This window comes from Fibrobacter sp. UBA4309 (assembly GCF_002395745.1).
Classification (GTDB): domain Bacteria; phylum Fibrobacterota; class Fibrobacteria; order Fibrobacterales; family Fibrobacteraceae; genus Fibrobacter.
Window position 1 is genome coordinate 77,775 of sequence record NZ_DGUN01000025.1, and the last position, 15,006, is coordinate 92,780.

General features: G+C 55.8%; 13 protein-coding genes. 9 read left to right on the forward strand and 4 right to left on the reverse strand.

The annotated features are described in order from the left end of the window. Positions 1-26 precede the first annotated feature (26 nt). From B3M32_RS02675 to B3M32_RS02695, 5 genes are all read left to right on the forward strand, one after another. Positions 27-806, forward strand: coding sequence for a class I SAM-dependent methyltransferase (locus tag B3M32_RS02675; protein WP_290743428.1), 780 nt, complete (start codon positions 27-29; stop codon positions 804-806). Between the two features lie 9 nt (positions 807-815). After that, positions 816-1,817, forward strand: a complete 1,002-nt coding sequence (locus tag B3M32_RS02680; protein ID WP_290743429.1) for a lysylphosphatidylglycerol synthase transmembrane domain-containing protein — start codon at positions 816-818, stop codon at positions 1,815-1,817. Between the two features lie 55 nt (positions 1,818-1,872). Further along, entirely contained in the window at positions 1,873-4,035 is a 2,163-nt protein-coding gene (locus tag B3M32_RS02685; RefSeq protein ID WP_290743430.1) for a UvrD-helicase domain-containing protein, read from the forward strand. Beyond that, complete coding sequence (gene murI, locus B3M32_RS02690) at positions 4,032-4,841, forward strand: glutamate racemase (RefSeq protein WP_290743431.1); 810 nt, start codon at positions 4,032-4,034, stop codon at positions 4,839-4,841. The genes B3M32_RS02685 and murI overlap by 4 nt, the downstream gene beginning before the upstream one ends. 126 nt (positions 4,842-4,967) lie before the next feature. Next, positions 4,968-5,609: a hypothetical protein gene (locus B3M32_RS02695; protein WP_290743433.1), complete on the forward strand. Its 642-nt coding sequence runs from the start codon at positions 4,968-4,970 to the stop codon at positions 5,607-5,609. Between the two features lie 120 nt (positions 5,610-5,729). On the opposite strand, the gene B3M32_RS02700 is transcribed toward B3M32_RS02695, so the two are convergent. Further along, complete coding sequence (locus tag B3M32_RS02700; protein WP_290743434.1) at positions 5,730-7,874, reverse strand: glycoside hydrolase family 30 beta sandwich domain-containing protein; 2,145 nt, start codon at positions 7,872-7,874, stop codon at positions 5,730-5,732. Positions 7,875-7,977: 103 nt separating this feature from the next. Then, a complete protein-coding gene (locus B3M32_RS02705; RefSeq protein ID WP_290743435.1) occupies positions 7,978-9,150 on the reverse strand; it encodes a sugar transferase in 1,173 nt (390 codons plus the stop codon). Between the two features lie 162 nt (positions 9,151-9,312). On the opposite strand from B3M32_RS02705, the gene B3M32_RS02710 reads away from it, so the two are divergent. The 4 genes from B3M32_RS02710 (at position 9,313) to B3M32_RS02725 (ending at position 13,526) form a co-directional block, all read left to right on the forward strand. Then, positions 9,313-10,602, forward strand: coding sequence for a homoserine dehydrogenase (locus tag B3M32_RS02710; protein ID WP_173798395.1), 1,290 nt, complete (start codon positions 9,313-9,315; stop codon positions 10,600-10,602). Positions 10,603-10,641: 39 nt separating this feature from the next. Continuing rightward, positions 10,642-12,093 carry a sugar transferase gene (locus tag B3M32_RS02715; protein ID WP_290743436.1) on the forward strand — a complete coding sequence of 484 codons (1,452 nt, stop codon included), beginning with the start codon at positions 10,642-10,644 and terminating at the stop codon, positions 12,091-12,093. A gap of 89 nt (positions 12,094-12,182) precedes the next feature. Beyond that, complete coding sequence (gene nadC / locus B3M32_RS02720) at positions 12,183-13,046, forward strand: carboxylating nicotinate-nucleotide diphosphorylase (RefSeq protein WP_290743437.1); 864 nt, start codon at positions 12,183-12,185, stop codon at positions 13,044-13,046. 15 nt (positions 13,047-13,061) lie between these two features. Continuing rightward, entirely contained in the window at positions 13,062-13,526 is a 465-nt protein-coding gene (locus B3M32_RS02725) for a low molecular weight protein-tyrosine-phosphatase (RefSeq protein ID WP_290743438.1), read from the forward strand. 4 nt (positions 13,527-13,530) lie between these two features. Here the strand turns inward: B3M32_RS02725 and bioB are convergent, their stop codons facing one another. Both bioB and B3M32_RS02735 read right to left on the reverse strand, forming a co-directional pair. After that, positions 13,531-14,511 (reverse strand): biotin synthase BioB, encoded by a 981-nt coding sequence (gene bioB, locus B3M32_RS02730; RefSeq protein WP_290743439.1) that lies wholly within the window; start codon positions 14,509-14,511, stop codon positions 13,531-13,533. Positions 14,512-14,577: 66 nt separating this feature from the next. Beyond that, positions 14,578-15,006: ornithine carbamoyltransferase (locus B3M32_RS02735; RefSeq protein WP_414655166.1), on the reverse strand; the 429-nt coding region annotated here is incomplete at its 5' end.

The following is a 15,006-nucleotide window of genomic DNA, read 5'->3' on the forward strand; positions in this document are numbered from 1 at the left end:
ACATTTTTTCGTATATTTTCCGCGTTATGTCGATTAAAGAACCTGATCAATCCGTCTGGAACCGCTTCTGGCAGAAAAAAAACGACATGGACAAGGTCTATCCTTCGTCCCCTTCCGTCTTGAACGCCATCAAGAAGAACTTCAAGCTCGAAGGCCTGAAGGTGTTGGAAGTCGGTGCCGGAACCGGTCGCGACAGTGCGGAACTTGCCCGCCTGGGCGCCGATGTGTATGTCCTTGATTTTGCAGAGAATAGCCTCAAGATTGTCGACGCCCTGCGTGCCAAGGAAAACCTTTATGACAATTTGAAACTCGTCCGCGGCGATGCCTTCAAGTCCCCGTTCCCGGATTGCACCTTTGACCTGGTTTTCCACCAGGGCCTTGCCGAACATTTCAAGGATTCCCTCCCGCTTATCCAGGAGAACTACCGTATCTTGAAACATGGCGGCTGTTGTCTCTGCGATGTCCCGCAGACTGTCCACCCCTATACAGTGATTAAACACATTTTGATCGCTATGGACAAGTGGTTCGCCGGCTGGGAAAAGCAGTTCACCATGCCGCAGCTCAAGAAGCTCATGAAGGATGCCGGGTTCAGGTGCGAATACGCCTATGGCGACTGGATGCGCCCGAACCTCTTTTATCGCATGCTCCGTGAGTTCGGTTTCAAGGTGGGTGTGGAACTGCCCAAGTACCCCTTGCAGGGCTCGGCTTACCAGAAGGCGAAAGACGCTATTCTCGATGCGCTCAAGTCGGTGCCGGCCATGCACTATACCCAGCTCTCTATCGGAGTGATTGGCCGCAAGCCGTAGGTTTTCCGAGTGACGAACCCGAAGCTGAAATCGTCCGTCGTCTTTGCGCTGAAACTGGTGGTCACGCTGGTTCCGGCATATTTCGTGTACAGGAACATCGTGGGGGCGCCCGACTGGGATGTCAGCGATCTGTACCGCCTGTTCTCGGCAAAGAGCGTCGGCCCGTTTTTGCTTGCCCTGCTCTGTCTCGGCGTCTCGAACTTCACGGCGTGCGTCCAATGGAAACTGCTTTTGGAAAGGCAGGGCGTGCATCTGAAGTACATGCACCTGCTCAAGCTTTACTACGTCGGGCTTTTCTTCAACAACTTCATGCCGGGCAATGTCGGCGGTGACGTGAAGAAGGTGTACGACATCCGCATGCAGGGCGGGCAGGATACTGTCGGCGCGGGGCTGACCGCGACCGTGTTCGACCGCCTCTACGGGCTTTTCTTCGTTACGCTTTTTGCGCTCGCGATGGGTGCGCTGTTCTTTGGCCATGACGATGCCCAGCGGGCGTTCCTGTGGCCGTCGGTTTGGATTTTCCTCGGTTTCTGCGCGATGTTCGCAGGCCTTTGCAGTAGGCGTCTCGGTAACCTGTGCTGCCTGCTCATGTCCAAGTTCTTGCCGGAGCGCATCCAAGGGCGCGTAATCCACATGTTCAACAGGTTCCGCGATTTCCGTTCGCTGAAACTCTGGGTCCAGATTTCGCTCCTCTCCGCGGTGACGCAGTCCCTGAGAATCCTCGTCCATTTCTTCTGCGGGATTGCGGTGGGCGTCGACCTTTCTATTTCCTGGTATTTCTATTACATTCCGCTGGTGGCTATCGTGAGCGCACTCCCGATATCCATTGGCGGTTTCGGTCCGCGTGAATTGCTGGCGCAGTCGCTGTTTGCCCGTGCGGGCGTGGCGAGCCTCGAGTCCGTCGTGATCCAGTTGCTGGCTTACTTCGTGAGCCTGCTGTTGAGCCTGTTCGGTGCCTTTGCCTTCTTGCTCGGGGGCAAACCGGACGGAGCCGCCGATAAGGCTGGGTAGCCTATCCCTTGCTAGATGATGCCACCGTGGCGTGGCAGTTTTCATCGAGGTTCCTATGGGTGCGGAAAGCATCTTGAAGGGTCTTAACGCCGATCAGCGTGCGGCAGTGCTGCACGACCACCGGACAGGGGCGCAACTGCTTATTCTGGCGGGTGCCGGGTCGGGAAAGACGTCTGTCTTGACAAAGAGGATTCAGTACCGCATTGCGTCGGGCGTGGATCCGGAAAAAATCTTGGCGCTCACGTTTACCGCGAAGGCCGCGGCCGAAATGCGGGAACGTGTGCAGAACCTGTTCCCCGATGCGGGGGTGCGGCTGTGTACGTTCCATTCGCTCGCGCTGTTCATGCTGAAGCAGAAGATTGGCGACCGTTTCGCTTACGAGATGGTCGGCTTCAAAAAACCTCCCGCGCCGCAGGATTCCTCGGGTCGCGAATTCCTGGAAGAAATGCTGCGGCAGAAGGTGCCCGCTGGCGCGCTGAACAGGGAGGAGCTTTTTGCGGACGGCCTGGCGCCCAGGATCCAGAAGAAGGTGGACGCGTTGCGCGCTAAGGTGCTGGAATCGGGCGCGGTTGTGTTCGAGGACCTGATATACCAGTCGATTCGTTTGTTAGAAACGTGCGACGAGGCGCGGGATACCTTCAGGAACATGTGGTCCGAAATTCTCGTGGACGAATACCAGGACATCAACCCGGCGCAGTACCGGCTGGTGCGGGCGCTGCTCGGGGACCGCAGGGAACTGTTCGTGGTGGGCGACGATGACCAGGCCATATACGGATTCCGCGGGGCGGACATTGGCAACATCAACAGGTTCTGCGAAGATTTCAGGGACTGTACCATTATCCGCCTGGAATGGAATTACCGGTCGGTGCCTAGCATATTGCACTTGGCGAATACGATTTTCGAAAACAAGCCGCTGCGCTTGCGCAAGGTGCTGCGTGCGGGCAACATGAACGGTTCCGGTGGCAACCCGATCTACCGCGAGAACCGGGAACCCGAAGTCTGGGTGTCGGACAATCCCGTAGAAGAAATGCAGAAGGTTGTCGAACGCATCAAGGAAATCCGGTTCGCCTACGACTTGAAATGGGACAATTTCGCTATCCTCGTCCGCTATAACCGGCAGCGGCTGTATTACGAGGAAGCCCTCCAGGATTTCGGGCTCCCTGTCGCTGGCGAGAAAGCGGAAGGCGAAGACGCCCCGCAAAGCGGAATCCACGTGGAGACGGTCCATGCCTCCAAGGGCCTGCAGTATGCCGTCGTCTTTTATGCGGGGCTTGCCGAAGGGTTGACTCCCGGGGAGTGTCTCGGGAATGCCCGGCAGCGGAAAAAGCAGCTCGAAGAAGAACGACGGTTATATTATGTCGGGGTGACGCGTGCCGAGGCGTACCTGATTTTGTTATATTGCAAAAGGAGATTCTGGAAAGGGAAAATCCGCTCGTTCAAGAAGTCGAGGTTTTTGCCTGTCCAGGATAAAATGGATTTCTGTCTGAATATGCCGATTTTATTGTATAAGATATATGTCGCGACAACGGTCATTCTCTATATGCTCGCACATATACTGGTATTGCCTTTTGTGATGCTTCGCTATCGCAAGGACCTGCAGATTTGGCTGGATAAGAAAATCCAGAAGTTCTCGGCGTTCTGCATGAAGGTGCTTCGTATCGAACTTGCCGTAGAAGACCAGGCCATCTTGGGAAAGGTGGATTGGACGCGCCCCGTGTTCGTCATGGGCAACCACAATTCGTATTCGGATATTCCGGTCGTCTTCTTGTCGATTGAACGGACTATCGGTTTTATCGCGAAGCGCGAACTCCAGCATATCCCTTTCCTCAATTTCTGGATGCACCGTATCGGATGCGTTTTCGTGAACCGCGAGAAGGGCGGCGGCGCGAGGCTTATTCGCGAGGCGATGGCCAGGGGCCGTTCTCCCAGGCTTTGCATGTTCCCCGAAGGAACCCGTGGCAAGGACGATAGCCTTAGCCCGTTCAAGAGCGGCGGATTTCGATTGTCCATTGAGACCGATGCGACCATCCTCCCGGTGGTAATCAAGGGAACCCGGGCGGCCTGGGAAAAGCGCGTAAGTTTAAAGCCGGTCAAGGTCTCTGTCAAGATTCTCGAACCGCTAGATATCAAGACGCTCAAGGAACAGCGCGGCGAGCTGGAACCCCGGAAAGACGTAATGAAGCTTGTCCGTGAAAGCATGGAGAAGGCCCTCGCATGATAGGTGTTTTCGATTCCGGATTCGGCGGGCTCACCATATTGCGAGACCTGAAGAAGGCGCTGCCCGATTACGACTTCCTCTATCTGGGCGACAACGCGCGAGCCCCTTACGGCTCCCGTAGTTTCGAAACGATTTTCCGCTACACGCTCGAATCGGTACGCGAACTGTTCAAGCGCGGCTGCCCGCTGGTGATTCTCGCGTGCAATACGGCGAGCGCGAAGGCGCTCCGCAGTATCCAGCAGCAGGTTCTTCCGTTCGAGTTCCCGGACCGGCGCGTACTCGGTATTGTTCGTCCGACTGCCGAAGAAATCGGCAAGATGAGCCGGACCGGGCATATCGGGATTTTTGCCACCGCAGGGACGGTTTCTTCGGGAAGCTACCAGATAGAAATACATCATTTCTTCCCGGACCTGCACGTGACGCAGCATGCCTGCCCCATGTGGGTGCCGCTGGTCGAATGCGGCGAGGCCGGTACCGAGGGAGCCCGCTTTTTCGTAAAGAAAGAAGTCGACGCCCTGCTCGCCGAAGATCCCGAGATAGATACGGTCCTTTTGGCCTGCACGCATTACCCGCTCCTGGAAAAGGAAATCCGGGCCGCACTTCCGCCGCAGGTCCGCCTGGTGTTCCAGGGCGGCATTGTCGCGGACAAAACCGTGGATTACCTCAGGCGCCACCCGGAGATGGACCGCCGGCTTTCCCGGAACGGCAAAACCGCGTTTTTGACGTCGGATACCGCGAAATTCTTCGAAAAAGGTGCTTTTTTGTTCGGAATGGACGATATTTCGGCCGAGTCGTTGACTTTTTAGTCCCCAAATTGTATCTTGGGGATTGTTAACGGCGAACCTGTATGGGTCCGCATGTGTTTTCTATTATCAGACCGCCGACCTCGGTTGGCGGTTTGGTAGAGTATCACCTTTTTGAGTGGATATAAAATGCCTAGAACACAGATTAATCTCGAAGGTTGGCAGGACTATCGCGGAAACGCCGCGGGTAGTTTGCTTTACGTGGAAACCAGTCACCAGTCCGAGATGCCGGTGCGTGACCAGTTGAACGAAAATGGCAAGGGCTTCATTTATGAACCCAATTACGAGACAAACACCTACGGCTTGATGAGCTGCTACAACGTGAAAGCCATCAACGCCATTCTCAAGGCAAAGAGCCGTTACATTCTTTTCGGTACCCGTTACGAGGGCTTGAGCGAATCGGAACTGCGCAACAAGTACCTCATCATGGGCTATATGCGCATCGACAAGATCAAGGACGTGCGTACGCGCCACATCCAGCGCTACATGGCCAACCAGGACCTCGAAGAACCGGAATGCATGCAGTTGGAACACAACTGGGCCGTGTATGGACCGATGCGTTTCGTCTCTATGGAAGATTCCTTCTTGGTGACCGACGAAATCCTCAAGGAATGGGGTTACAAGGGTCATGCTTCCCGCCAGCTCAAGGCCGTGTTCAAGAAAGAACATCTGGAACAAGTCCTTGCTTACCTGGATTCCAAGGAAGACAAGATCGAAGATTACATCGCGATTGTCGATGAATTCAAGGAAGCCCTCGCCGAAGGCGAATAGCCTTTACTTTTGGGAATGAAAAAAAACGGCCGCAAGGCCGTTTTTTTTTATGTGTAATGTGGGATGTGTGATTAATCATTTCACATCCACATCATCCATCATCAATTATCAATCATCCATTTATTTCACCGCTTTCACTGTCGATGCCTTCGTCTTCACGATGTACATGCCCTTGCGCACGTTGAGGCGGAGCGTGCCGTCGGCGTTGAGCGCCTGGCCCTTGATGCCGCTCCAGAGCAGGTTGCCGTTCATGTCGAATACCTTGGCGTCGGCGTCCATGTCGCTTGCGGCGAAGTTCGTACGCATGCCCTTGATGGCGTCGGAGCCGCCACAGCCGGTGGCCACGATCTTCGCGATGTAGATGCCTTCGTTGTCGCTGTTGAACGAAAGCTGCGTGGAGCCGAAGGCGGCGCCGGTCGAGTCGATTTCGTTATCGAGCGGGACGGAAACCTGGTCCCAGGCGCCCGCAGGGGCGGTGTTGCCGTACTGGTAGTTGCTCCAGGTGCTGCCGCCCGCGCCGCCGATGTTTACGGAGGCGTCTTCGTCGCCAATGCTACGCATAGTGAATATGAGTTCCTTGCACTTGGTGAGCGGTTCCTTTACGGCGACTGCGTCGGGGATGGTGAAGAGGGCGTGTTGGTAGCCGCATTCGTCCTGGGCGCAGTTGGCGAGCGGGATCTTTACATATTTTGAAATTCCATCGAGCGCAGTAGTCTCGAAGGTGACTGTTCCGAGAGTCTCGTCGCTCTTCCAGGTACCTGCTCCCGATTCGTTTGCGTAATCCACGATGACGAGGGAGTCGCCAATTTGGCTGGACGGATCGATATAGGGGTCGTCGATGGGGGAGTCTTCGCACTGGAGGGCGGCCGTGTTGCTCGTGGAGAACACAACCGTGGTGATGGACTTTGCCGGGGCGTCGATGATGGCGCCCGCGGTGACAGTCTTGCTCTTTTCTCCGCTTTCGGTAGACTGCACGGCATAGACCGGGTTGTAGCCGTTCACGGACAGGTTCAGGTTCTGGGCGGAGCCCTTGTTGATAGCGACGACGGTAATGGAGTCGCAGTCGGCGCTGCGGAAGGCGACCGCGTACACGTCAGAGCCTTCTGCCGAGGAACTCACCACGCGCCAGCCCGGGTTGACGAACTTGGAGTAATGGCGCATGGCGTGATATTCGGGGTTGATGTAGAGCTTTTCTTCGGTGCAGCCGCTCCAGCCGTTGCCCGGGCATACGCCGATGAGCTGTCCGTTCTGTTCGCCCCAGAAGAGTTCCCAGGCGATGTAGGCGTTGAGCTTGCCGCTCGTGAAGCCGACCTGCATGATGTGGGCGAGGCCGAGCATGTCCTGCTCGCGCACGGCGCTTTCCATGGTGCAGAATTCCGTCATGATGATGGGCTTGGTGTCGCTGCCGAATTTTTGGGCGATGGCGCTCATGGGCTTGCGGAAGTTCTCCGGATTCAGGTAGTTCGTGCCGGAGTTGTCGTTGCCGTCGCCAGCATGGTACAGGTGGTAGGCGTAGCCGTCAAGGTTCTTGTCGTCGAGCGCATTCGCGTATTTTTCGAAGTTGGTGTAGCCGATGCCGAGCGGTTCGGGACCGATAATCTTCGGCGGGTTCGCGAGCGTGCTGATGGAATCGCGTACGGCCTGGAGCGCCTGCTTGTAGCCGGCGATTTCGCTTGTTTCTTTGGGCTCGAACAAGGTTTCTTCGTAGTCGGCTTCCATGTCGGGCTCGTTCTGCAGGCTTATGTAGTCGGGGGTAATACCCATCTGCTCGTATGCCTGCAGGGAAATCTTCCACCAGTGGGCGAACTCGCTGTAGACGAACTTGCCGTACGGGTCGCTGTTAGAGGACTTGAGCGTGTTCTGGCTCTTGACTTTCTGACCGTTTACGCTTCCGTTCACGCTGCCGCTCGGCTTGAGCCTGCCCGGTGCGGACCAGCTGGACATTTCGATCTTGAGGCGGTTGCCCAGGCGCTGCTTGCCAGCCTTGATGATGGCTGCATCGGCGGAAATGCTGGTCGTGTCCTCCTGCTTCCAGTTGCCGATACGGAGCAGGGAAAGGTTCAGTCCTGTGAAAGCGGTGTCATAGAAGTCCTTCTGCATCGAAGCACTCATGGCGGTAATCCAGCTCTGGTAGTAGGCGGCGCCTGCACCAAATCCGACAATCTTTTGTGCCGTGCTGGCGGGATCTACCGTGATATTTGCGGCTGTCGCAAGCGATGCCGCAGCAAGGGCGACCGAGGCCGCCGTCAGGGATTTCTTAAACATACACACATCCTTTTTTTTACTCCCCAACCCCAGAAAATATCAACTATCAATCATCAATCATACATCATCAATCATCAATCATACATCATCAATCATCAATCAATTAATAGGCTCCGTCTCCCTTGAATACGACCTTGAAGGTCTTGAGGATTAGCTTGATGTCGTCGCCGATCTTGCCGTCGCGGCGGATATAATCGTTATCCAGGCGCATCTGTCCTTCGAACGGAATGTTGCTGCGTCCGCTGACCTGCCAGATGCAAGTAAGACCTGGAGTTACGGAGAGTCGCATTCTGTGCCACGGTTCGTATTCGGCGACTTCCGAAGGAATCGGCGGACGCGGACCCACGATGGACATGTCGCCCTTGAGAATGTTGATGAACTGCGGGAGTTCGTCGAGGCTGAACTTGCGCAGGACGCGGCCGAACGGATAGATACGCGGGTCGTTCTTCATCTTGAAGGTCTTGCCGCCGGTCTCGTTCTTGGCCATCAATTGCTGCTTGCGTTCTTCGGCATCTACGTACATGCTGCGGAACTTGTACATGGTGAACAGCTTGCCGTCTCTGCCGACACGGGTCTGCTTGAATATGACAGGACCCTTGGGGTCGCTCAACTTGACCGCGATGGCGCAGAACAGGAATACGGGCGAGAGCAGTACGAGCGCAATGCTTGTGGCGGTCAAGTCCACGAACCGCTTGATCATGTGGCGGTAGCGGATCTTGTGTGGATGCTGCCAGATGTCGGAAAGGTTTAGGCGGTTGAGCGTGAAGAAACTGCCGTTGGTGCTGTTGAATTCCTTGAGTTTCTCGTTCAGTTCGAGATTGTCCTTCTCTTGCAGGCCGGTGTAGAGGTAGGCCTGGAAAATCGGGGTCTTGGGCTTGTGCCTCAAGTCGTGGATGAGCCCCGCGTCGTTCAGCTTGTGGAGGATTTCCTTGCGGATGGCCTCCAACGTGCTCATGTCGGAATTGAGCAGGATTAGGCCGATGCCGCTGCCGTCACTCAGGTAGCCCAGAACGTCGATGAAACGAAGGTGGGAGAACATGGTGAGCACGCTGATGCGCCACGTTTTCTCGACGGTGCGGGAAGGGCGTCCCCATCCGAAAAGGTCGTACTGATGGGAATAGATCTTGATGAACAGGAATGGCCGACGAGTCCTGTTTGCACGCAGGAACTCTTCGTTAAGACGAGCCCTGAATAGCCTTGCCGGATAGACAATGTTTTTCAGTTTCTGCTCGTTTAGCAGGTTGCTAATCGCCGGATTGGAAATTTCCTGTTCCATGTCAAGTAATTTAGAAAAAGTGGTCAGTAAACAGTGGTTAGTAAACGGGATTGCAAATGAGAAAAGCGTCATTTTTTTGACCAATCACTAATTACTAGCCGCTAACCACTAACCACTAATTTCTATCTTTACCGCCGTAAAATTCAAAAATGGAGACGCCTTATGTTGCGTATTGGTCTTATTGGTACTGGAACCGTCGGTGGCGGTGTTATCCAGATTCTGGAACAGAAGATTGCCGAATACAAGGAAAAGCTCGGTGTCGAACTTGAACTGGCATGCATCTGTGCCAAGTCCGAAGAAGAAGTTGCCCCGTACAAGGCGAAGGGTTACAAGGTCTCGACCAACGCCGACGAAATGATCGCCGGTAACGACATCGACGTGCTCGTGGAACTCGCCGGTGGCTACAACATGCCGCGCAAGTGGATCCTCGCTGCCCTCGAAAGCGGCAAGCACGTGGTGACGGCCAACAAGGCCCTCCTCGCCAAGTACGGTCACGAAATTTTCCCGCTTGCAGCCAAGAACGGCCTGCATGTGCTGTTCGAAGCCGCAGTTGGCGGTGGCATTCCCATTATCCGTAGCCTGCAGGAAGGCTTGCTCGGTTCGACTGTCGAACACCTGAGCTGCATCATTAACGGTACCTGCAACTACATCCTGAGCCGCATGGCCGACGAAGGCCTGGACTTTGACGTGGTGCTGAAGGACGCCCAGAAGCTCGGCTTTGCCGAAGCCGACCCGACCTTCGATATCGAAGGTATCGACTCCGCCCACAAGACGGCCCTGCTCGCTAGCCTCTGCAGCGGCAAGCGCGTGGACTTCGAAAAGATTCACGTGACCGGTATTTCCAAGATTACCGCCCAGGATATCGCGTTCGCCAAGGAAATCGGCTGCTGCGTGAAGCTCCTCGGCATCTACCACCGCGACGGCGATCGCGTGGACGCCCGTGTGCATCCGTGCTTTGTCTCTAACGACAACCTGCTTTCGAACGTGAACGGCGTCATCAACGCCGTCTACCTCAAGTGCGACAACCTGGGCGAAACGGTCCAGACCGGTGCCGGCGCTGGCCGCCTTCCGACCGCTTCCGCTGTCGTGGCCGACCTCGTTTCCCTGGCCCGCTCCGTGGACCAGGGTAGCCGCAAGGCGCTCCCCATGGGCTGGTTCAACGTCGAAAATTCCGCGACGCTCGTACCGATTTCGGAAACGTCTTCGCGCTACTACCTGCGCTTCACGTCCCGCGATGCCTGCGGCGTGCTCGCGAAGATTACGAGCATCCTCGCCGAAAACGGCATCTCCATCGAGACCATTATCCAGAAGAACGTGAACGACCCGGGCAAGGTTTCCGTGGTGGTGATTACCGAAAAGACGCTGGATTGCAAGGCCTCGAAGGCGGTGGACGCCATCGACGCCCTGCCCGAAATCGTCGAAAAGAGCCAGGTTATCCGTTTCCTCGCGTAACGGATGGCCTAGGAACCCGTATTTTTGTAGTTTAGGAACATGTTCCGCGCAAGTACGCTTGAACGCATCCTGCTGGTCCTGTCGGACTACGTCGCCTTGACGATATGCTTCGCCTTGGCCTTTTGGGTGCAGTTCCATAGCGGCTGGATCGTGGACAAGTACGACCCGAGCAAGATGTTCGAGTCTTACTGGGGAATGTGCCTGGTCCTGAACACGGGCTGGATTGTCCTGTTCGTTTGCGCCGGGCTGTACCGTTCCTGGCTCCTGAACTCGCGTACGCACCAGATCCTTCGCGTGCTGCGGGCGGTGGCTGTCGGGATAGTCTTCATCATCATCAGCCTGTTCGGGTCCGAATTCCTGGGGAAGGTCTTTGCAAACCAGTCCCTGATCCATGACTACATCTACGGTTCCCGATTCCCTTGGATCTTTATCTATGGCGGCCTGGCCATTACGCTTGTGGCGAGCTTCCGCATGGCCATCTACTTCTTCTTGCGCGGACTCCTCAAGTGGGGTTACGGGGCGAACAACATCCTGGTGCTCGGTGCGACCGAGTCCGGACGTAAGGTCGCCGAGTCCCTGAAAAAGACTCCCGAACTGGGACAGAGGGTGATTGGTTTTGTGGACGAACGTTTCCAGGTGATTCCGCACGAGTTTGCCGGAGTCCCGGTCCTGGGCAAGTATTCCGACCTGCCTGCGCTTGTCAAGAAACACAAGGTCAGCGGCATCATTATTGCTCACGACAGCACGTCTCCGCAAGAGATCATGCGCGTGCTGGTCTGGATTTGCGAACTGCAGCTGCACATTTATGTTGTTCCCGAACTGTATCCTGTGGTGAACGGCCAGTTCAAGGGCAACCTCGTGCACGGCTTCGAACTGCAGGAACTCTTCGCTTTTACGATGCCGCCCTGGCAGGTGCGGGTGAAGCGCATCTTGGATATCTTCATCGGCGGTCTCTTGGGAATCTGTTCCCTGCCGGTCTGCCTGCTGGCAGCTCTTGCCATCAAGCTCGAAGACTGGGGCCCGGTGTTCTATTCCCAAGAAAGAATCGGCCTGTACGGCAAGCCTTTCATGGTCTACAAGTTCCGCACTATGCGTACCGATGCCGAAAAGTTCGGAGCCCAGTGGGCCACGAAGGACGATCCCCGCATTACGAAAGTCGGCAAGTTCCTGCGCAAGACGCGTATCGATGAACTTCCGCAGATTCTGTGCGTCTTGAAGGGCGACATGAGCATGGTCGGACCGCGCCCTGAACGAGCCGTGTTTATCGGCAAGCTGCGCGAACAGATTCCGTTCTACATCAGCCGTCTCAAGATGAAGCCGGGACTGACGGGCTGGGCACAGGTGCGTCACCATTATGATACCAGCATCGAGGACGTGCAGATCAAGTTGCAGTACGACATGTATTATTACGAGAACATGAGCCTTTTGCTTGATTTCCAGATTCTAGTTCGAACCGTTTATGTTGTGCTGACCGGTAAAGGAGCGCAATAGCGATGTGAGATGACGAATGTGGAATGATTGATGAAAAATATTACATTATACATTTCACATTACACATTTTGACAACAGGAAGTTAAGTTATGTATGGAGATTGCTCAACACCCGTTTTCCCAGTTAATGATGCCCTCACGATGATTCGCTTGGCGCTTGCCGAAGACGTGCGCACGGGCGACGTGACCAGCGAATGGACCATCCCTGCCGACCAGAAGCAGCATGCCCGCCTGATCGCGAAAGAAGACGGCGTGCTTGCCGGGCTCCCGGTCATCGAACTCGTGTTCCAGGAACTGAAGGCGAACGTGAAGGTGACGCTCCACAAGAAAGACGGTGACGTGGTGAAGAAGGGCGATTTGATTGCCGAAATGGACGGCACGACGCACGAACTTTTGACGGGCGAGCGCACACTCCTGAACTTTATCCAGCAGCTTTCCGGCGTGGCGACGGTCGCGCATACCTTCCAGGAAGCCTTGAAGGGCGGCAAGACGAAGGTGCTCGATACGCGCAAGACGGTTCCCGGTTTCCGCACGCTGCAGAAGTACGCGGTTCGCGTGGGTGGCGGTTCCAACCACCGCATGGGACTTTTCGACATGGTGCTCGTGAAGGACAACCACATCGCTGCGGCGGGTGGCGTGCTCCAGGCGCTCGAGGTCGTGAAGAAGAACAACAAGCAGGGCCTGATGGTGGAAATGGAAGTCGAGAACTTCGACCAGCTGCGCGCCCTTTTGAACAAGGGTGTCGATGTCATCATGCTCGATAACATGAGCAACGAGATGATGGCCGAAGCACTCAAGATTATCAAGGAAAGCGGCGACAAGTGCCTGGTGGAAGGCTCCGGCAACATGACGCTCGAACGCGCCAAGGAAATCGCCACACTCGGCCTCGACTACATCTCTGTCGGTGCGCTTACGCATAGCGTGAAGGCTCTCGATATTTCGATGCGCATCTAGCAGGGCGCACGGAACATGCAAAAAATCAAGATCCTGTTTGTGTGCCACGGCAATATCTGCCGTAGCCCCATGGCGGAATTCGTCATGAAGCACAAGCTTGCGAGTGCAGGGCTCGAAGGTTTTGAAGTGGCGAGTGCCGCGACGAGCACCGAGGAAATCGGGAATCCCGTGTATCCGCCGGCAAGGCGCATGCTGAATTCTCACGGTATCGACTGCAGCGGCAAGCATGCCCGACAGATGACCGTGCAGGATTACGGATACTACGATTACATCGTGCTCATGGACCGCAACAACCTGCGCAACATGCGCTGGATTCTGGGTGACGGACACGACATGTCGAAAGTTTCGCTGCTGATGGACTGGACCGGAAAATCGCGCGACGTGGCTGATCCCTGGTATACCGGGGATTTCCAGGCGACCTGGGATGACGTCAACGAAGGCTGCGACGCGATGATCGCGAAGCTGACCGGGCAATCGTAGCCTGCTAAAATTTATTTTCCAAAAATCCGTGCGGCTTGAACCCGAGCCCTTTCACGAGCTCAAAGTCCTTGCAACTGTTCACGCCTGCGGTGGTGAGCATATCGTCGGTGATGGCCGCGTTTGCTCCGCTCTTGAAGGCGCGTTCGCCATCGTCGCCCAATACTCCGCGGCCACCTGCGAGACGGATGTAGGCCTTCGGGTTGATGAACCTGTAAATCGCCACGATGCGGCAGAACTCGTCGTTCGTGAGCTTGGGCAAGTTCTCGTACGGGGTGCCCGGAATGGCGTTCAGCACGTTCACCGGGGTAGATTTCACGCCGAGTTTGCGCAGGTCGATGCACATGTCGATGCGGTCTTCCATCGTCTCGCCGAGGCCCATGATGCCGCCGCTGCAGATTTCAAGACCTGCGGCAAGTGCGTTTTGCAATGCGCCAATCTTGTCGTCGTAGGTGTGCGTGGTGCACACGTCCGGGAAGTGCCTGCGGTAAGTTTCCAGGTTGTTGTGGAAGCGGGTGAGGCCTGCCTCCTTGAGTTTGTCGAACTGTTCCCTGTTCAAGAGCCCTGCCGAGAGGCATACGGAAAGTTTCGTCTCCTTTTTGAGGCGACGGATGGCTTCGCCAATCTGTTCCACATCGCGGTTAGAGAGCGTGCGGCCCGAGGTCACGATGGAATAGCGCGGGATGCCCGCGGCTTCTTTCTTCTTTGCGTCTTCGACGATTTCGTCGGCGCTGAGGAGCTTGTATTCGGGTGCACCGGTGTGGTAGTAGCTACTCTGGGCGCAGTACTTGCAGTTCTCGGAGCAGCGACCGCTGCGCGCGTTCACGATGGAGCAGAAATCGAAATCGTCGCCGTGGAACTTCTCGCGGATTTCGTTTGCGGCTTTCGTAAGTTCGTCGAGGTCGGCTTCGAGCAGTTTTACTGCCTCTTCGCGGTTGATCTCGTAACCGCCTAAAACTTTTTCTTTAAGATCTTGAACGAAGGACATTTTTCTTTCCCTAAAAAAGGAGATGCCCGCACAGGGCGGGCATGACAAGTTTAATTTTTCCCGCTATTAGGCGTTGAACGGGGGCATGACCTGCCACAAAACTGCTTTGTGGGCATGGAGCCTATTCTCGGCTTCTTCAAAGCTCATGTTCACGTCGAGGTTGTCCATCACGGAGTCCGTGATTTCTTCGCCGCGGTGTGCGGGGAGGCAATGGCTCACCTTGCAGTGGGCCGGAGCGAGCTTCAAAAGTTCGTCGTTAATCTGGAACGGCAAGAAGTGGCTCTGCTTCGTAGCTTTTTCGCCTTCCTGGCCCATGGAGACCCACACGTCGCTATAGAGGATGTCGGCATCCTTGACGGCTTCCTTCGGGTCGTTGAACACGCGGTACTGGCAGCCGTGCTTCTTGAGGCCGGCGGCGGCTTCTTCCACCACGTTCTTCGGCTGCTCGAAGCCCTTGGGGCAGGCGAGCGTGAAGTTCATGCCCACCTTGGAGGC